Genomic DNA, 13,845 nt, shown 5'->3' with positions numbered 1-13,845 from the left:
GGGGAAATAGGAGTAGAGAGTAGGATAGGGGGAGTGAGGATAGAATTGAGAGGTAGTGGATATATAGGAAAGAGAGAAGGAGTAGAAGGTGCATTAAAATTTGGATACGCTATTTAAGAAAAAGACTTAATCAAATAGGTGCATTCTTTTAAGATGCGCCTATTTTTTATTTTCAATTACGTAATCACTGTTGCCCATTAACCCCTGACTTGACCTTTTGGGGTACCCCTTTCCTTCCTTTTACAGGTCAAGTCAGGGGTTAGGTGTTTCTTCCTTAAAGAGCTGTTTGACAGGTTTTAAGCTTTTTAGATATAATTTATACAATAACGCATGAAGTGCGGCAAAGAGGATTTAAAATGAAAAGAACATTTCAACCCAACAAAGACAGAAGGAAAAAGAAAATAGGTTTTATGGCAAGAATGGCAACCCCTGGAGGAAGGAAGGTTTTAAGCGCTCGTAGAAGAAAAGGGCGTAAGACGTTAAGCGCTTAGTACTTTTGTAGTATGCAAAACAGTAAAAATTGTTTAGAAAATTTGTCGTTTAAGCAATACGGAACCAATAAATTGTTTTCTTTTACATATTTAGAACGTTTACATATTCAAAGCGACTTTAACGAAGTATTCAAAAATGGTTTAAAGTTAGAAAATAAAAAGATAAAAATTTTAGCTTATAAAAGAAACGACGGGAAAAGCTTACGCAGATTGGGTCTTGTTACATCTAGGAAAATTGGTACTGCAGTAGTAAGAAATAGAACAAAAAGAAGATTAAGAGAAATTTTTAGGACAAATAAACATTTATTAGAGCCTAGTTTAGATTTAATTTTTATATCTAAACGTGAGACCACGTTGTTAAATTATAACGATCTTAAAAATGCTGTTTTAGGTTTACTAACAAAAGCTAAACTGTGTACGTTGCAGGACTAATGTATGAAAAACCTCGCTCTTTTTTTTATTAAATGTTATAAATTTATCTCAAAAACATTTCCTCATAGATGTCGTTTCTATCCGAGTTGTTCTAGCTATGCTTACCAATCTATAGAAATATATGGTTTCGTTAAAGGAACTTATTTGTCAGTTAAACGTATTTTGAAGTGTCATCCGTTTTGCAATGGTGGTATTGATCCGGTTCCATTACCTAAAAAGAAAATTTAACGCGTAAAAAGAGGAAGTTATAATGCAAAAAAATTCGGTTCTATTTGTGGTTTTATCATCTGTCACAATTTTTGTTTGGTTTTTTTTCTTGGCGCCTAAAGCACAACATAAAGTTGTACAAAGCAGTACTCAAACACAGGTTGTTACAAATTTAGAAAATGTAAGAAAACAAAGTACTTTGGATATTATAAGTACCAATGAAGGCTATGTTGATGAAGAAAAAATCAATATCGAAAACGAAACTTACAAAGCTGTTTTAACAAACAAGGGCGCAGCTATACTTAGTTGGTCTGTTAAAGAAAAAAGCGGGCAGTGGGTAGATTTAGTTTTTCCAGGATCACAACCTGTAATGGCAAACTTCCCTGGTTCTATTTATAAAATAATTTCTAAAGCTGACAATAAAATAGTTTTTGAACATGCTTCTAAAGAAGGATGGAAAATAACAAAAACATATAATTTAGATAAAAATTATATGCATAACTTAAATATTGTAATGGAAACAACACGCGCAGATGTAACAGCTCCTCAAATAGATATTAGTTGGGGGCCTGGTCTAGGTACAGATTCAAAAGAAGAAAAAGAGAATATTACTTTAACAAGAGCTTTAGCATACACTATAGACAAACCTTATAAATTAAAGAAACTTAAAAACGACCCAGAGCTTGCCCCTACTTATAAATGGGCAGCTATAGATAATAGGTATTTCCTGGCAGCTTTTATACTGGAAAATCCAAAAGACTTTGATAAGATTATACCATCTAGACTTGATAAAAAACATCCTTTGGGGTTAAGTCTTGAAGCAACTTTCCCTAAAGACTTATCAAAAAAAGAATATTCTGTTAATTTTTATTTAGGACCTAAAGGATATACTTATTTAAAAACTTATAATTTAGGCTTAGAAAAAACTGTAGATTTTGGTTTTTTTGGGTTTTTGGGTAAAATTGCTTTTGCTGTGCTAACATTTTTTTATGGTCTTACAAACAACTATGGCTGGGCAATAATTATGATTACAGTGGTAATACAAATTTTAGTTTACCCTTTAACCTTAAAGAGCTTAAAGTCTACAGCTGCTATGAAGCGTGTCCAACCTCTTATTAAAGAGATTCAAACAAAATACAAAGATACTCCACAAAGATTACAATCTGAAATGATAAATATTTATAGAACCCAAAAAGTTAACCCTTTAGGTGGATGTCTGCCAATGTTATTGCAGCTTCCTATATTTTGGGCATTTTTTACAATGCTTAGAAATGCTTATGAATTAAGGAGTGCAAGTTGGATTTTATGGGTAAAAGATTTATCGGCAGCTGATCACTTCGTAACAATAGGTTCTTTTTGTATTCATCTTTTGCCTTTGATAATGGGACTTGGAATGTTTTTTCAACAAAAAATGACTGCTGCAACTTCTGATCCAACACAAAAAAGAATAATGTATATTATGCCGATACTTTTTACATTTATGTTTTGGTCATTCCCGTCAGGCCTTGTAATATATTGGATTACAAATAGCTTAATTTCTATGATAGAGCAATATTTTGTGCTAAAAAAAGAAGAGGCACACATAAAAATTAGTCGTTCTTAAAAAAAAGAGGGTCAGATTAAATGATAGAATTAGAATTTAAAGGTAAAACTGTAGAAGAAGCAATCTCTAAAGGATTAAAGCAATTAGGCTGTAAAAAAGAAGATGTTACTGTAAAAGTAGTAACAGAAGGCTCTTCTGGTCTTTTTGGGCAAGTGGGAACAAAACCGGCAGTAGTTTTAATGTTTGTTGAAGATAGTAAGTGTGTCAGTAAAGTATAGTTGATAATTTGCGTAGGATTCCTCGATATTGTATATAAAATAAAAAAGTTTATATTCGGAACCGCATCCTGGTCTAGGAGTAAGTTTTGAATAATTTTTAGAAGTTTAATTATAGATTTTTGATTATTGAATAGGTTTAAGAGGAGAGATGGCCGAGCGGTTTAAGGCGATAGTCTTGAAAACTATTATAGGGGAAACTCTATCGGGGGTTCAAATCCCTCTCTCTCCGTGCTCATTATCTATGTTGTAAAACAGATGTAAATAAGTTAGACCTATACAATACACAAAGCTTGCGAAAATAATTAGAACCCTACTCATCAAAGTTGGCTTATATTCCAACAAACATACTATCAGTTTAAAAAACAAGAGTTATTAAAATGAGTAAAAAAGAAGCAATAATTGCTATGTCTACGGACAACAATTATTTTATGCCTACAGTGGTAACGATTTCTTCAATCTTAAAAAATTCTAACCTCATACGAAGTATAAAATATATCTTCTTGTTTCAGGTGATTTTAAATAAGCTAATAAAGATAGCATAGGACTTATGAAGGACATTCATGATAATTTGGAAGTAGTTTTTAAGATATGGGTGAAGAATTAAAAAACATGAAGGCCCAGTCTTATTATACCGTTCCTATTTATTACAGGCTTAGATTCCCAAGTTTGTTGTCTCAAGAGGAAAAGAGTCTTTATTTAGATGCAGACTTAATAATTAGTGAGGATTTACAAATTTATTTGGCACTGACTTGTCAGATTATTACGTTGCAGGAGTTCCTGATGTGGCAACGTTTCATGCTGCAACACAACAGTATTTAAAAGTTTTAGAAATTAATTCAATAAACAACTACATAAATGGTGGAGTAGTTTTAATGAATTTAGTAAAAATGAGACAAGATGAAATAGAAAATAAGTTCATACACTTCCTGGGGAAAAAGGCAAAAAACGAAGAATTTTTAATTTGTCCAGATCAAGAAGCTATTAATTCGGTTTGTTATGGCAAAATAAGACTTTTGCCTTGTAGATATAATGTGGTTATTGTTATTGAAGATTTTATGAAGGCTCATTTGGACGGATATGTCTATAAAAAGTTTACTCCTACGCTTTGTTATAAAGATGGCGAATGGGAAGAAGCATGTGGAAACCCCGCTATTATTCACTATGCCGGGCCAGAGAAACCCTGGATTAATAGGAAAACCAGACTTGCATCAAACTGGACAGAAAGCGCTGAAAAAAATTCTTTTATACCGAATTTGGTAGAGAAATGCGCTACAAAATATGTGGAAATAGAAGCATTTAATAAATTTTATTAAAACTGGTTTTTAGAGAGGCCCAAAAATATAAGGTCTTCCTCTCGTTGCTCAAAACAATAAACCTAAAAGCAAACCATACTTTTTGTTATTTAATAATTTTTTGTTATAATTTAGTAAACATAATTATTTCTCTGTGAGACCAAGCTATCCTTGCGCGGGATTTTTGAGTTTATATATGAAAAATTTTTCAGTTGTAATACTTGCTGCAGGGCAAGGCACAAGAATGAAGTCTCTTTTGCCTAAAGTTATGCATAAGCTTTCAGGCAAGCCTTTAGTTAAATGGATTATAGACGCGGTATCTCCTTTAAAACCAGACAATATAGTTATAGTTGTGGGTTACGGTCATAAAATAGTTGAAGAATACTTATCTAAAAATAATATAAAATTTGTTTACCAAGAAAAACAGCTCGGTACAGCACATGCTGTAATGCAAGCAAAAGAAATTTTTAAAAATTATAATGGAGACATTTTAGTTGTTAGTGGAGACGTTCCTTTGATAAAAACAGCTACGATATCAAACTTGATAAAAAATAACAAAAAGAATAGCTCTTCTGTTACAATTTTATCAACTGAAGTCAAAGACTCTTTTGGCTATGGGAGAATTATAAGAAAAAATGGTTTGTTTGAAAGAATAGTTGAAGAAAAAGATGCAAATTTAAATGAAAGGCAAATAAAAGAAATAAATTCTGGCATTTACTGTTTTGATAAAAATCTGTGGAAAGCTCTTTTAAAGGTTAAACCAAATAATGCAAAAAAAGAATATTATATAACCGACACAATTGAAATATTAAAAAAATCTGGGCATAAAGTATCCATGCTTTTTATAAAAGATGAAATTGAAGTCAAAGGGATAAACAGTAAGGTAGAACTTTCTGGAGCAGAAGCTATTTTAAAAGAACAAAAAATAAAAGAATTGTTAAATAGTGGAGTAGGGATTATAGATACAAACAATGTTTATATATCTTATGATGCTAAAATAGGACAAGATTCTGTTATATACCCTGGAGTTTTTATTGATAGTGGTGTTAATATAGGTAAAAAGTGTGTTTTAAAAGGGTCAAGTTATATAGTAAAATCAAAAATTGCTGATGAAAGTATAATATCTTATTCGTATGTAGATGGTGCAAATATAGGTAAAAAAGTTAAAATAGGTCCATTTGCTCATATAAGGCCAGGGTCAGTTTTAAAAGAAAATGTTAAGATTGGAAATTTTTCAGAGACAAAAAAGTCTTTAATAGAAAAAAATTCAAAAGTTAATCATCTTTCTTATATAGGAGATGCTCAAATTGGAACAAATGTAAACATAGGAGCTGGCACTATAACTTGTAATTATGATGGGAAAGATAAACATCAAACAATAATAGAACAAGATGTTTTTGTTGGCTCTAATGCAAATATTGTAGCTCCTGTAAAGATAGGTAGAGGGGCATTAATTGCTGCGGGTTCAACAATAACACATGATGTGCCAAAAGGGAAACTTGCAATAGCAAGAGCAAGGCAAGAATTAAAGCGCAGAATAAAAAAGTGATATAGTTACAAAGAGGAAAATATGAAACTTAAAATTATTTCAGGTAATGCAAATATTGACCTTGCAAAACAAATTACACAGCATTTGAATGTGCCTTTGACTGAAACAAAAGTGGGCAGATTTAGCGATGGAGAAATACAAGTAAAAATAGTTGATAATATTAGAGGCGCAGATTGTTATATAATTCAGCCAACTAGCGCTCCCGTTAATGAAAATTTAATGGAACTTTTAATTATCACAGATGCTTTAAAAAGAGCTTCAGCTAGGAGAATTACTGCTGTTATGCCTTATTATGGCTATGCAAGGCAAGATAGGAAATCAGAGCCGAGAGTACCAATTACTGCAAGATTAGTTGCAAATTTACTTGTAACCTCAGGTGTTACAAGAGTTTTAACTATGGATTTACATGCTGGGCAAATACAAGGTTTTTTTGATATTCCTGTGGATCATCTCTATAGTACACCAATACTTTTGAAGTATTTTAAAGAGAAAAATTTAAGTGATGTTGTTGTTGTTTCTCCTGATACAGGCGGTGTGGAAAGAGCAAGGGCTTTTGCAAAACATTTTAATGCAGAACTTGCGATTGTAGATAAAAGAAGACCTTGCCCCAATGAAGCAACAGTTATGAATATTATTGGTGATGTTGAAGGGAAGACTTGTATAATTTTAGATGATATGATAGATACCGCAGGCACTTTAACAAAAGTGGCAGATGCAATAAAGGCAAAAGGTGCATCTAGGATTTTTGCAGCAGCTTCTCACGGGATTCTTTCAGGTAATGCAAAACAAAAAATACAAAATTCTTCAATAGAAGAAGTAGTTATAACAGATTCTATCCCTCTTTCAAATAAGGGGTCTATAGAAAAAGTTGTTGTTTTAAGTATAGCTTCTATTTTATCAGAAGCTATAATGAGAATTTCAAATGATGAATCTATAAGCGCATTATTTCTGTAAGTGTTAAATGTGTTTCTCTAAAACCCTAATGAGTAAAATTGTTATAATTTTTTAACGCAGAAGTGTCGAAAAGGCGCAGTAAGGGTATGTGTTAAAGTTTTTAGAGACAACCAAATGAATAACATATTATTTATGTAGTAAATAACAATGGGGGATTTAAATGAAGGAAGTTATTTTAGATGTACAGACAAGAGAATTAGGGGCTAAAAATAAATTGTCTGCTTTAAGAAAAGAAGAAAAAATACCTGCTGTGTTTTATGGAAAAAATATAGCGCCAGAATCTATAACAGTTGATGCAAAAACATTTATGTCTATAATAGCAGAAAATGGAGCCAACGTAATTATTGATTTAAACTTTAAAAATGGCAAAAAACCAGCCATTGTAAAATCTTTGCAAAGAGATGTTTTAACACAGAGTCCTATACATATAGATTTCCAAGCAATTTCTTTAGAAGATAAAGTTGAAGTTCTAGTTCCTATACATATTGAGGGCGTTGCTGATGGTGTTAAAAATTTTGGTGGCGTTATGGAGTTTATTGTCAGAGAAGTTAGGGTTAAAGCTCTTCCAAAAAGTATTCCTCAGAAAATTAGTATTGATGTAAGTACTCTTGGATTGGGGCAGGGTATAACAATAGCAGACTTGCCGAAACTTGAAAATGTAGATTATGTTCAAGAGCTAAGCACTTTGATAGTTAATGTTATAGCTGTTGCTGTTGAAGAAGAAAAACCTAAAGAAGAAACTGCCGAGACTACTCAGCCAGAAGTAATAAGCAAAGGCAAAAAAGATAAGGAAGAGGGTGCTGAAACTGCTTCTGCCAGCAGTGTGCAGAAAAAATAAGTGTCCGAGACTTTTAGTAGTGTGCGGAGCCTTGTTATGAGTATAAATACAAAACTTTTTATAGGGCTTGGTAATCCAGGAAGTGGATATATAAACACCCGCCATAATCTAGGATTTGTGGTGTTAGATGCAATAGCTGAAAATTTGCATTTGGAATTTAAATCTTGGAATAATATGGCTGATATTTCTTTTTATAGTCATAATAATGGCAGAGTATGGCTTTTGAAACCAACTACATTTATGAATCTTTCGGGTGTTCCTATATCATCTTTTGCAAAGTATTATAAAATCAAACCAGAAGAGATTTTTATTTTTTATGATGATTTTTCAATTGCTTTAGGAGAATATAGAATAAGAATGTCAGGCTCTTCTGGCGGACACAATGGCATACAATCTATTATAGAGCATTTAAATACACAAAACTTCCCAAGAATGAAACTAGGCATAGGTCCTTTGTCAAAAAATGTAGATGTTGCGAGTTTTGTTTTATCTAAATTTTTAAAAGAAGATAAAGAAAAAATAAACTTAATGAAAGAGACTACACTTTTAGCTTTTAAAGAAATAATTAAGTCAGGGATAGATAAAGCAGCATCGACATTGGCAAATAAAGGAATAAACAATAATGTAATAAATAAGTACTTAAAATATACATTTTGAGCAATTAATGCTAAAATTTGGGCAACAGTAGATATAATTTTAAAAAAGGAATATTTTTGATGAACAGAAAAAAGGCTTTTAGTAGTTTAATTTTTATTGTTCTGTTGACAAGTAATCTTTTTGCGGCTGCAGGGACAACAGTTTTTGCTTTTTTGAAATTACCAAGAAATGCAAATCAAGCTGCTTTAGCAAATTTAACAACTTTTGATAAAAATCTTTCTTTTACAAATACTGCAGTTTTAGGCTTTGCGGATCATTACGATATCCAGGTATCAAAAGCAATTCATTTTCAAAACACAGGGTACAATTCTTTTAATTTTGCAATGCCTTATAAAAATTTGGGCCTTAGCTTATCTTATTTTGGTTTTGACTATGGAGAATTTGATAGATATACTGAAGATTCTAGTGGCGATTATATTGAAAATGGCACTTTTGGAGCGGGTGACTCTTGCATGCAAGCTGGTTTAGGATATTGTATAACAGATATTTTATCTTTAGGGACCGACATTAAGTATATATTTACAAATATTGATAGTGTTAAAATGAATGGTCTTGCTTTTGGCTTAGCTGTATTTTTATCGTCAAATGATAAATGGTCATTAGCTCTAGGACTAGAAAATATAGGACCTAAAGTAGATGGATATATGCTTCCTTCAAATGCTTACTTATCATATGCAAATAAAATTATTGAGCCTTGCCAACTTGGTGTTGAGCTGAAATCTTTTTTTGATAATACAATGTGGCTCAAGACTGCTATAGAAGTTGGTGTTGGTGAAAGTTTTATTTTAAGAGGAGGTTATAATTGGGCATTGACAAATGATAACTCTTCTTTAGGTAGTTGGTATCAAAGAAATTTATCTCTAGGGTTTGGTTTAAAAATTAATATTATTCGAATAGATTATGCATGGTTACCGTATGGGGAGTTGGGAAATTCTAACATAATTTCATTAAAGGGGGAATTTTAAATGAAATATAAATTATTAAAGAAAAGCGTTAATTTGGTATTAGTTCTAGCTTTTTTCGTTAGCTCTTCTTTTGCTGAGAGACCGGTATACATGGATTATCGATTGAGAATGAAATTTAAAGAACTGCAAGAAAAATGTTCAGACATAAGGACGCCAGCTTATTTAACAACGATAGAAATTTCTTTTTATGCAAAAAATCGTGATTCTAATAATATAGATTTTATCTTTTTTCATACTCATGGCATACAATATTATACATCTCAAAGTATAGTGAATGCCCAAGTTCCAGTTCATTTAATTCAAGAAATGACAGAAGTTATGACTGGTGTGGCCATAATTGATCTTCCTCACCTGCTTCTCCCTTTATAGAAGTTCCTAACTATGCTCACCATTGAGCCTTTAGATTTGTGTAGGTATTTAAAACGCTCTAGTCAGGTGATTATAGTTTAAAGATGTTATAATGATATTCTAATACAAACATAGTATGTATTCTTTATATAGTAGATATTTATGTATTATAACTTCTCATTATTAGGTGGAGAGGGTACTCTAATGGTCAAGTCAGGGAAAAATAAATTGTTAGAAAAGAATATTAGTATAGTATGTATATTAATACTCTTCTGTTGTTTTTCTTTTGCTAAGAGTACAATGTCTTACAGACTAGGAAATGCAGTAAAAGAGTTGCAAACTCAAAGTTTAGCAACAAAATCTAACCCTCAAACACTAGAAGTTGCTTTTTATGCAATAGATAGAGATTCTAGCAAGATAGATTTAAGTTTTTTCACTAAGCATAATATAGAATATTGTACATATCAAAGTTTAGTAATCGCACATGTACCAATTGATTTACTTTCAAAAATACAAGATGTTGAAGGTGTGGATTATATTGATCTTGTTGATATAGCTAAACCCTTAGAAGTTATTTCTGAGGGAAGAGATGCAATAGATGCCACTTCATTTGTTATAAACGGTATAGATGGCAAAGGTGTAAAAGTTGCAGTTATTGATACTGGTTTTAAAAGTTTTGACACATTGCAAAAGCGGGGAGAACTTCCACAAACGCTTATAGCCAAGGATTGTGTGCAAATTTCAACCTCGCAGATGGAAATTCCGGACCTAAACCCTGAACTGGAAACAGAAGTGCATGGGTCAGGATGTGCAGAAATAATTTATGATATTGCTCCCGGTATAGACATGTATTTGTTAAAAGTTAGAACTACTGGGGATTTTGCAAGAGTTCTTACCTATTGTGAACGCAATGGAATAAACATCGCAAGCTGTTCTATTGGTTTTGAGGGTGAGTGTTTTATGGATGGGACTGGTCTTGCATCGCAAGCAGTTGACAATGCAACATCGAATAATATTTTATGTGTTGTAGCAGCTGGTAACGGAGCTCAAAAGTCTTGGTTTGGTAAGTATAATGATTCACCTTCTACCCCAGGATTTATGAGATTTGCAAACGGTACTGATTTTTTGGATATTCAAATTAGCTCAACAGCCGGCATTACTTTTATATGGAATGATTTTACAGATAGAAACACAAAATATGATTTATGGCTTTACCAAAATGATGGCACTTCATTTATATCGTCAACCACTTATGCACGTGGTACGTATCCTAAAATTGATATTGCAAAACCTCGTGATGGGCATAGTCTCTATAAATTGAAAATTCAAAAAAGCCTAGATGCTATTCCTGACAGAGAAATGAGATTATATATTTCAAATGATGAGAGTCCAGGGAATGTTATTGTAAATCCGGTGGATGTAAATCCAGAGTCCAGTATTTTATCTCCAGGAGATTCTAAAACTGCATTAACAGTAGGTGCTGTAAATGTTTTCAGATATGCTTCTGGAAGTATAGAAGATTATAGTGCTAGAGGGCCTCTTAGAAATCAAATTTCTCCTAATGAAAGCATTAAGCCGGACGTCACTGCTCCTACAGGTGTTACGACTGTATCGTATGGATCTCGTGCTTTTAATGGCACTTCTGCTGCTACACCTCACGTAGCTGGCGCTGCAGCTCTTCTTTTAAGTTTAGACCCTAGTCTTTCAACTAGTACTGCAGATGGGACGTTTAAAAAGAGAGTTTTAGCAAATGTAAATCCAGTATATGCGCCAAGCTCTCCTAATAATACTTATGGATACGGTAAACTTGTTTTAAATAGTAAAAATTTACCATTTGGTAATGTTGGAGAGTTTGTATGTTATCCAAATCCGGTTAGTCTAAATGAAAAAGGTTATATAAAGATAACAAATTTTCCTTTTCATACGTCTATTATAGATGTCGTAGTATATACAGTAACTGGAGAATTTGTAAAATCTTTTAATGCAGAAGATTTAATAACAGACACTGCTTTAAACAAAAGAATGATCAAATGGGACTTAAAAAACCAAAATGGGGATCTAGTTGCTCCTGGTGTTTATTTTATAAGCATAAAAACCTTGATTGGTAACAATCAAATAAAAAAAATTGCTATTTCTAGATAATTGTATTAAACACTAACAAAATTCATACTGGTAAATTTGCAAGTCTTGATAGTTTGTTCAAAAAACTTAAAAAACTTAAAAAGAGACCCTTAGAATGCTTCCTCTAATTTACGCTGCAACGCTTAATGGGATAGATGCAAGTATAGTGGAAGTGGAAACTTATATTTCGTCAGGAATGCCGGTTTTTTCTATCGTTGGTTTGCCTGATATTGCAGTCAAAGAGTCTCGTGATAGAGTTGTTGCAGCGATAAAAAACTCAATGTTCGATTTTCCTACAAAAAAGATTACTGTTAATCTGGCACCAGCTGATATAAAGAAAGAAGGTGGTATTTTTGATTTGCCGATAGCTTTATGTATACTGGCAGCCATTGGTAAAATAAAAAAAGAGAATCTTAAAAAGTTTTGTGCAGTGGGAGAGTTATCTCTCGAGGGTAAAATAAGAAGAGTTAAAGGTGTATTGCCAATTTCTTTGGCTTTGCAAAAAAATAATATAAAAGACTTTATAGTTCCATTTGAAAATAGGCAAGAAGCATCTATAGCAGGCACAGCAAATATATTCCCATTTAAAACATTAGGAGAAGTTGTTCAGTTTATTAATAGTGAAACTTTTATTAACTCATATAAGTACGATGACACTGAAAGTTTTAATAATCCAATAACTAATGAGTATGACTTTTCAGATGTTAAAGGTCAAAAAAGTGCAATACGAGCTGCAGAAATTGCTGCTTCGGGTGGACATAATTTGTTGATGTCTGGCCCACCTGGATCAGGGAAAACCATGATAGCAAAGCGTATCCCAAGTATTCTCCCTCCAATGACTTTTGATGAGTCTGTAGAAACTACAAAAATATGGTCTGTTGTTGGAGGAGGTTTTTGTGGAGGGCTTATCAAAACCCGTATGTTTAGAAATCCTCATCATACTAGTTCTGCGATTGCTTTAGCTGGAGGAGGTCCTTACCCTAAACCAGGGGAAGTAAGTCTTGCTCATAATGGTGTTTTGTTTTTAGATGAGTTTGCGGAATTTAAAAGAGATACTTTGGAAATTTTAAGACAACCTTTAGAAGATAAAAAAATAACAGTTTCTAGAGCAAAGAATAGTTTTACATTTCCAGCTTCATTTATGCTTGTTGCTGCTATGAATCCCTGTCCTTGTGGTAATTTAGGACATAGAGAAAAATACTGCGTTTGTACTCCTTTACAAATAAACAAATATAGAAGTAAAATTTCAGGACCTTTAATGGATAGAATAGATATTCACGTTGAAGTTTTGGCATTAAAACTATCAGAACTTACAGACTTAGGTTCTGTTTCAGAAAGCTCTGCGAATATTAAAGAAAGAGTGGTACGGGCAAGACAAATACAAAATGACAGGTTTTTAAAGACTAAAATATACTCAAATGCCCAAATGCAATCAAAAGAAATAAAAAAGTATTGTGTTTTAAATAAAAGTGCTTACGAAATATTAAAGATGTCTATGGAAAAATTAAAGTTTTCTGCTAGATCGTACGATAAAATTTTAAAAGTTTCCCGCACTATAGCAGATTTAGATGGTGTGCAAAGCATTAGTGCTAATCATGTAGCAGAAGCTGTAAAGTATAGATTTTCTGATAGGAATCCTATTTAATTATGAATTTTTAAGTGCAAGACAAAAAACGTAAGGATTGTCGTGTGATAAACACAAATCGGGTAATCCTACGACAGTAAAAAAGTCGCCAAAATTTTTTCAACAAAAAATCTTTTTTATCTTGAACAGAATAAGAGCCAGCCTTGTCTATATGTTTACCAAAGATAAAGAATAGTATCGCTATTTTGAATATCGTTAGGGAGAGCAAAGGAGAAGGAATCAAAGCCAAATAAGAGGCCAAAAGAGACATTTGTAGCATTAATGAAATTAACGTAGTTATTTTCAGCAATGGTGTTATGGATAATAGTATTTTGAGAATAGTTAGTATTTTGAGAATAGGTACTAGTATTAACTAAATAAACAGGAGTAGTTGACAAATCAATATCAGAGTTGGTAAAAGAAAGGGTGTTGTTATTAATGAGGAGGTTATCAACCTCAGTAGTATTTTCTCCACGAAAGGATAATAGAGCAAAGGATATTTGGTAGCAGTTAGAAATAGAAGAACTAATAGAAATGGAATTAGAG

General features: G+C 32.3%; 15 protein-coding genes, 1 tRNA gene and 1 pseudogene. 16 read left to right on the top strand and 1 reads right to left on the bottom strand.

Features of this window, described 5'->3' with window-relative positions; genetic code table 11:
- Positions 1-356 precede the first annotated feature (356 nt).
- The 16 genes and pseudogenes from rpmH (at position 357) to LBD57_RS01920 (ending at position 13,320) form a co-directional block, all read left to right on the top strand.
- Complete coding sequence (gene rpmH / locus LBD57_RS01995) at positions 357-491, top strand: 50S ribosomal protein L34 (RefSeq protein WP_373469671.1); 135 nt, start codon at positions 357-359, stop codon at positions 489-491.
- 12 nt (positions 492-503) lie between these two features.
- Complete coding sequence (gene rnpA / locus LBD57_RS01990) at positions 504-923, top strand: ribonuclease P protein component (protein WP_373469670.1); 420 nt, start codon at positions 504-506, stop codon at positions 921-923.
- Between the two features lie 3 nt (positions 924-926).
- Positions 927-1,151: a membrane protein insertion efficiency factor YidD gene (yidD, locus tag LBD57_RS01985; protein WP_373469669.1), complete on the top strand. Its 225-nt coding sequence runs from the start codon at positions 927-929 to the stop codon at positions 1,149-1,151.
- Between the two features lie 22 nt (positions 1,152-1,173).
- Positions 1,174-2,733, top strand: coding sequence for a membrane protein insertase YidC (gene yidC / locus LBD57_RS01980; RefSeq protein WP_373469668.1), 1,560 nt, complete (start codon positions 1,174-1,176; stop codon positions 2,731-2,733).
- A gap of 20 nt (positions 2,734-2,753) precedes the next feature.
- Complete coding sequence (locus LBD57_RS01975) at positions 2,754-2,951, top strand: Jag N-terminal domain-containing protein (protein ID WP_373469667.1); 198 nt, start codon at positions 2,754-2,756, stop codon at positions 2,949-2,951.
- A 142-nt stretch (positions 2,952-3,093) separates the two neighbouring features.
- A tRNA-Ser gene (locus tag LBD57_RS01970) sits at positions 3,094-3,180 on the top strand.
- Between the two features lie 148 nt (positions 3,181-3,328).
- Positions 3,329-3,493 carry a hypothetical protein gene (locus LBD57_RS01965; RefSeq protein ID WP_373469666.1) on the top strand — a complete coding sequence of 55 codons (165 nt, stop codon included), beginning with the start codon at positions 3,329-3,331 and terminating at the stop codon, positions 3,491-3,493.
- A 46-nt stretch (positions 3,494-3,539) separates the two neighbouring features.
- Positions 3,540-4,264, top strand: a pseudogene (locus LBD57_RS01960) (glycosyltransferase family 8 protein).
- Positions 4,265-4,439: 175 nt separating this feature from the next.
- Complete coding sequence (gene glmU / locus LBD57_RS01955) at positions 4,440-5,792, top strand: bifunctional UDP-N-acetylglucosamine diphosphorylase/glucosamine-1-phosphate N-acetyltransferase GlmU (RefSeq protein ID WP_373469665.1); 1,353 nt, start codon at positions 4,440-4,442, stop codon at positions 5,790-5,792.
- Positions 5,793-5,813: 21 nt separating this feature from the next.
- The gene (locus tag LBD57_RS01950) at positions 5,814-6,746 is read left to right on the top strand and encodes a ribose-phosphate diphosphokinase (RefSeq protein ID WP_373469664.1); all 933 of its coding nucleotides are present in this window, start codon (positions 5,814-5,816) and stop codon (positions 6,744-6,746) included.
- Between the two features lie 160 nt (positions 6,747-6,906).
- Positions 6,907-7,584 carry a 50S ribosomal protein L25 gene (locus LBD57_RS01945; RefSeq protein ID WP_373469663.1) on the top strand — a complete coding sequence of 226 codons (678 nt, stop codon included), beginning with the start codon at positions 6,907-6,909 and terminating at the stop codon, positions 7,582-7,584.
- Between the two features lie 36 nt (positions 7,585-7,620).
- A complete protein-coding gene (gene pth / locus LBD57_RS01940; RefSeq protein WP_373469662.1) occupies positions 7,621-8,241 on the top strand; it encodes an aminoacyl-tRNA hydrolase in 621 nt (206 codons plus the stop codon).
- Positions 8,242-8,300: 59 nt separating this feature from the next.
- A complete protein-coding gene (locus LBD57_RS01935) occupies positions 8,301-9,206 on the top strand; it encodes a hypothetical protein (RefSeq protein WP_373469661.1) in 906 nt (301 codons plus the stop codon).
- Positions 9,207-9,575 carry a hypothetical protein gene (locus LBD57_RS01930; protein ID WP_373469660.1) on the top strand — a complete coding sequence of 123 codons (369 nt, stop codon included), beginning with the start codon at positions 9,207-9,209 and terminating at the stop codon, positions 9,573-9,575.
- Between the two features lie 183 nt (positions 9,576-9,758).
- Complete coding sequence (locus tag LBD57_RS01925) at positions 9,759-11,696, top strand: S8 family serine peptidase (protein WP_373469659.1); 1,938 nt, start codon at positions 9,759-9,761, stop codon at positions 11,694-11,696.
- Between the two features lie 94 nt (positions 11,697-11,790).
- Positions 11,791-13,320: a YifB family Mg chelatase-like AAA ATPase gene (locus tag LBD57_RS01920; RefSeq protein ID WP_373469658.1), complete on the top strand. Its 1,530-nt coding sequence runs from the start codon at positions 11,791-11,793 to the stop codon at positions 13,318-13,320.
- Positions 13,321-13,475: 155 nt separating this feature from the next.
- Here LBD57_RS01920 and LBD57_RS01915 read toward each other — a convergent pair.
- The coding region (locus LBD57_RS01915) for a hypothetical protein (RefSeq protein WP_373469657.1) at positions 13,476-13,845 on the bottom strand (370 nt) is incomplete at its 5' end.

The organism is Candidatus Endomicrobiellum cubanum, assembly GCF_031278955.1.
Taxonomy (GTDB): Bacteria; Elusimicrobiota; Endomicrobiia; order Endomicrobiales; family Endomicrobiaceae; genus Endomicrobiellum; species Endomicrobiellum cubanum.
This window is presented reverse-complemented; position numbering and strand designations above follow the sequence as displayed.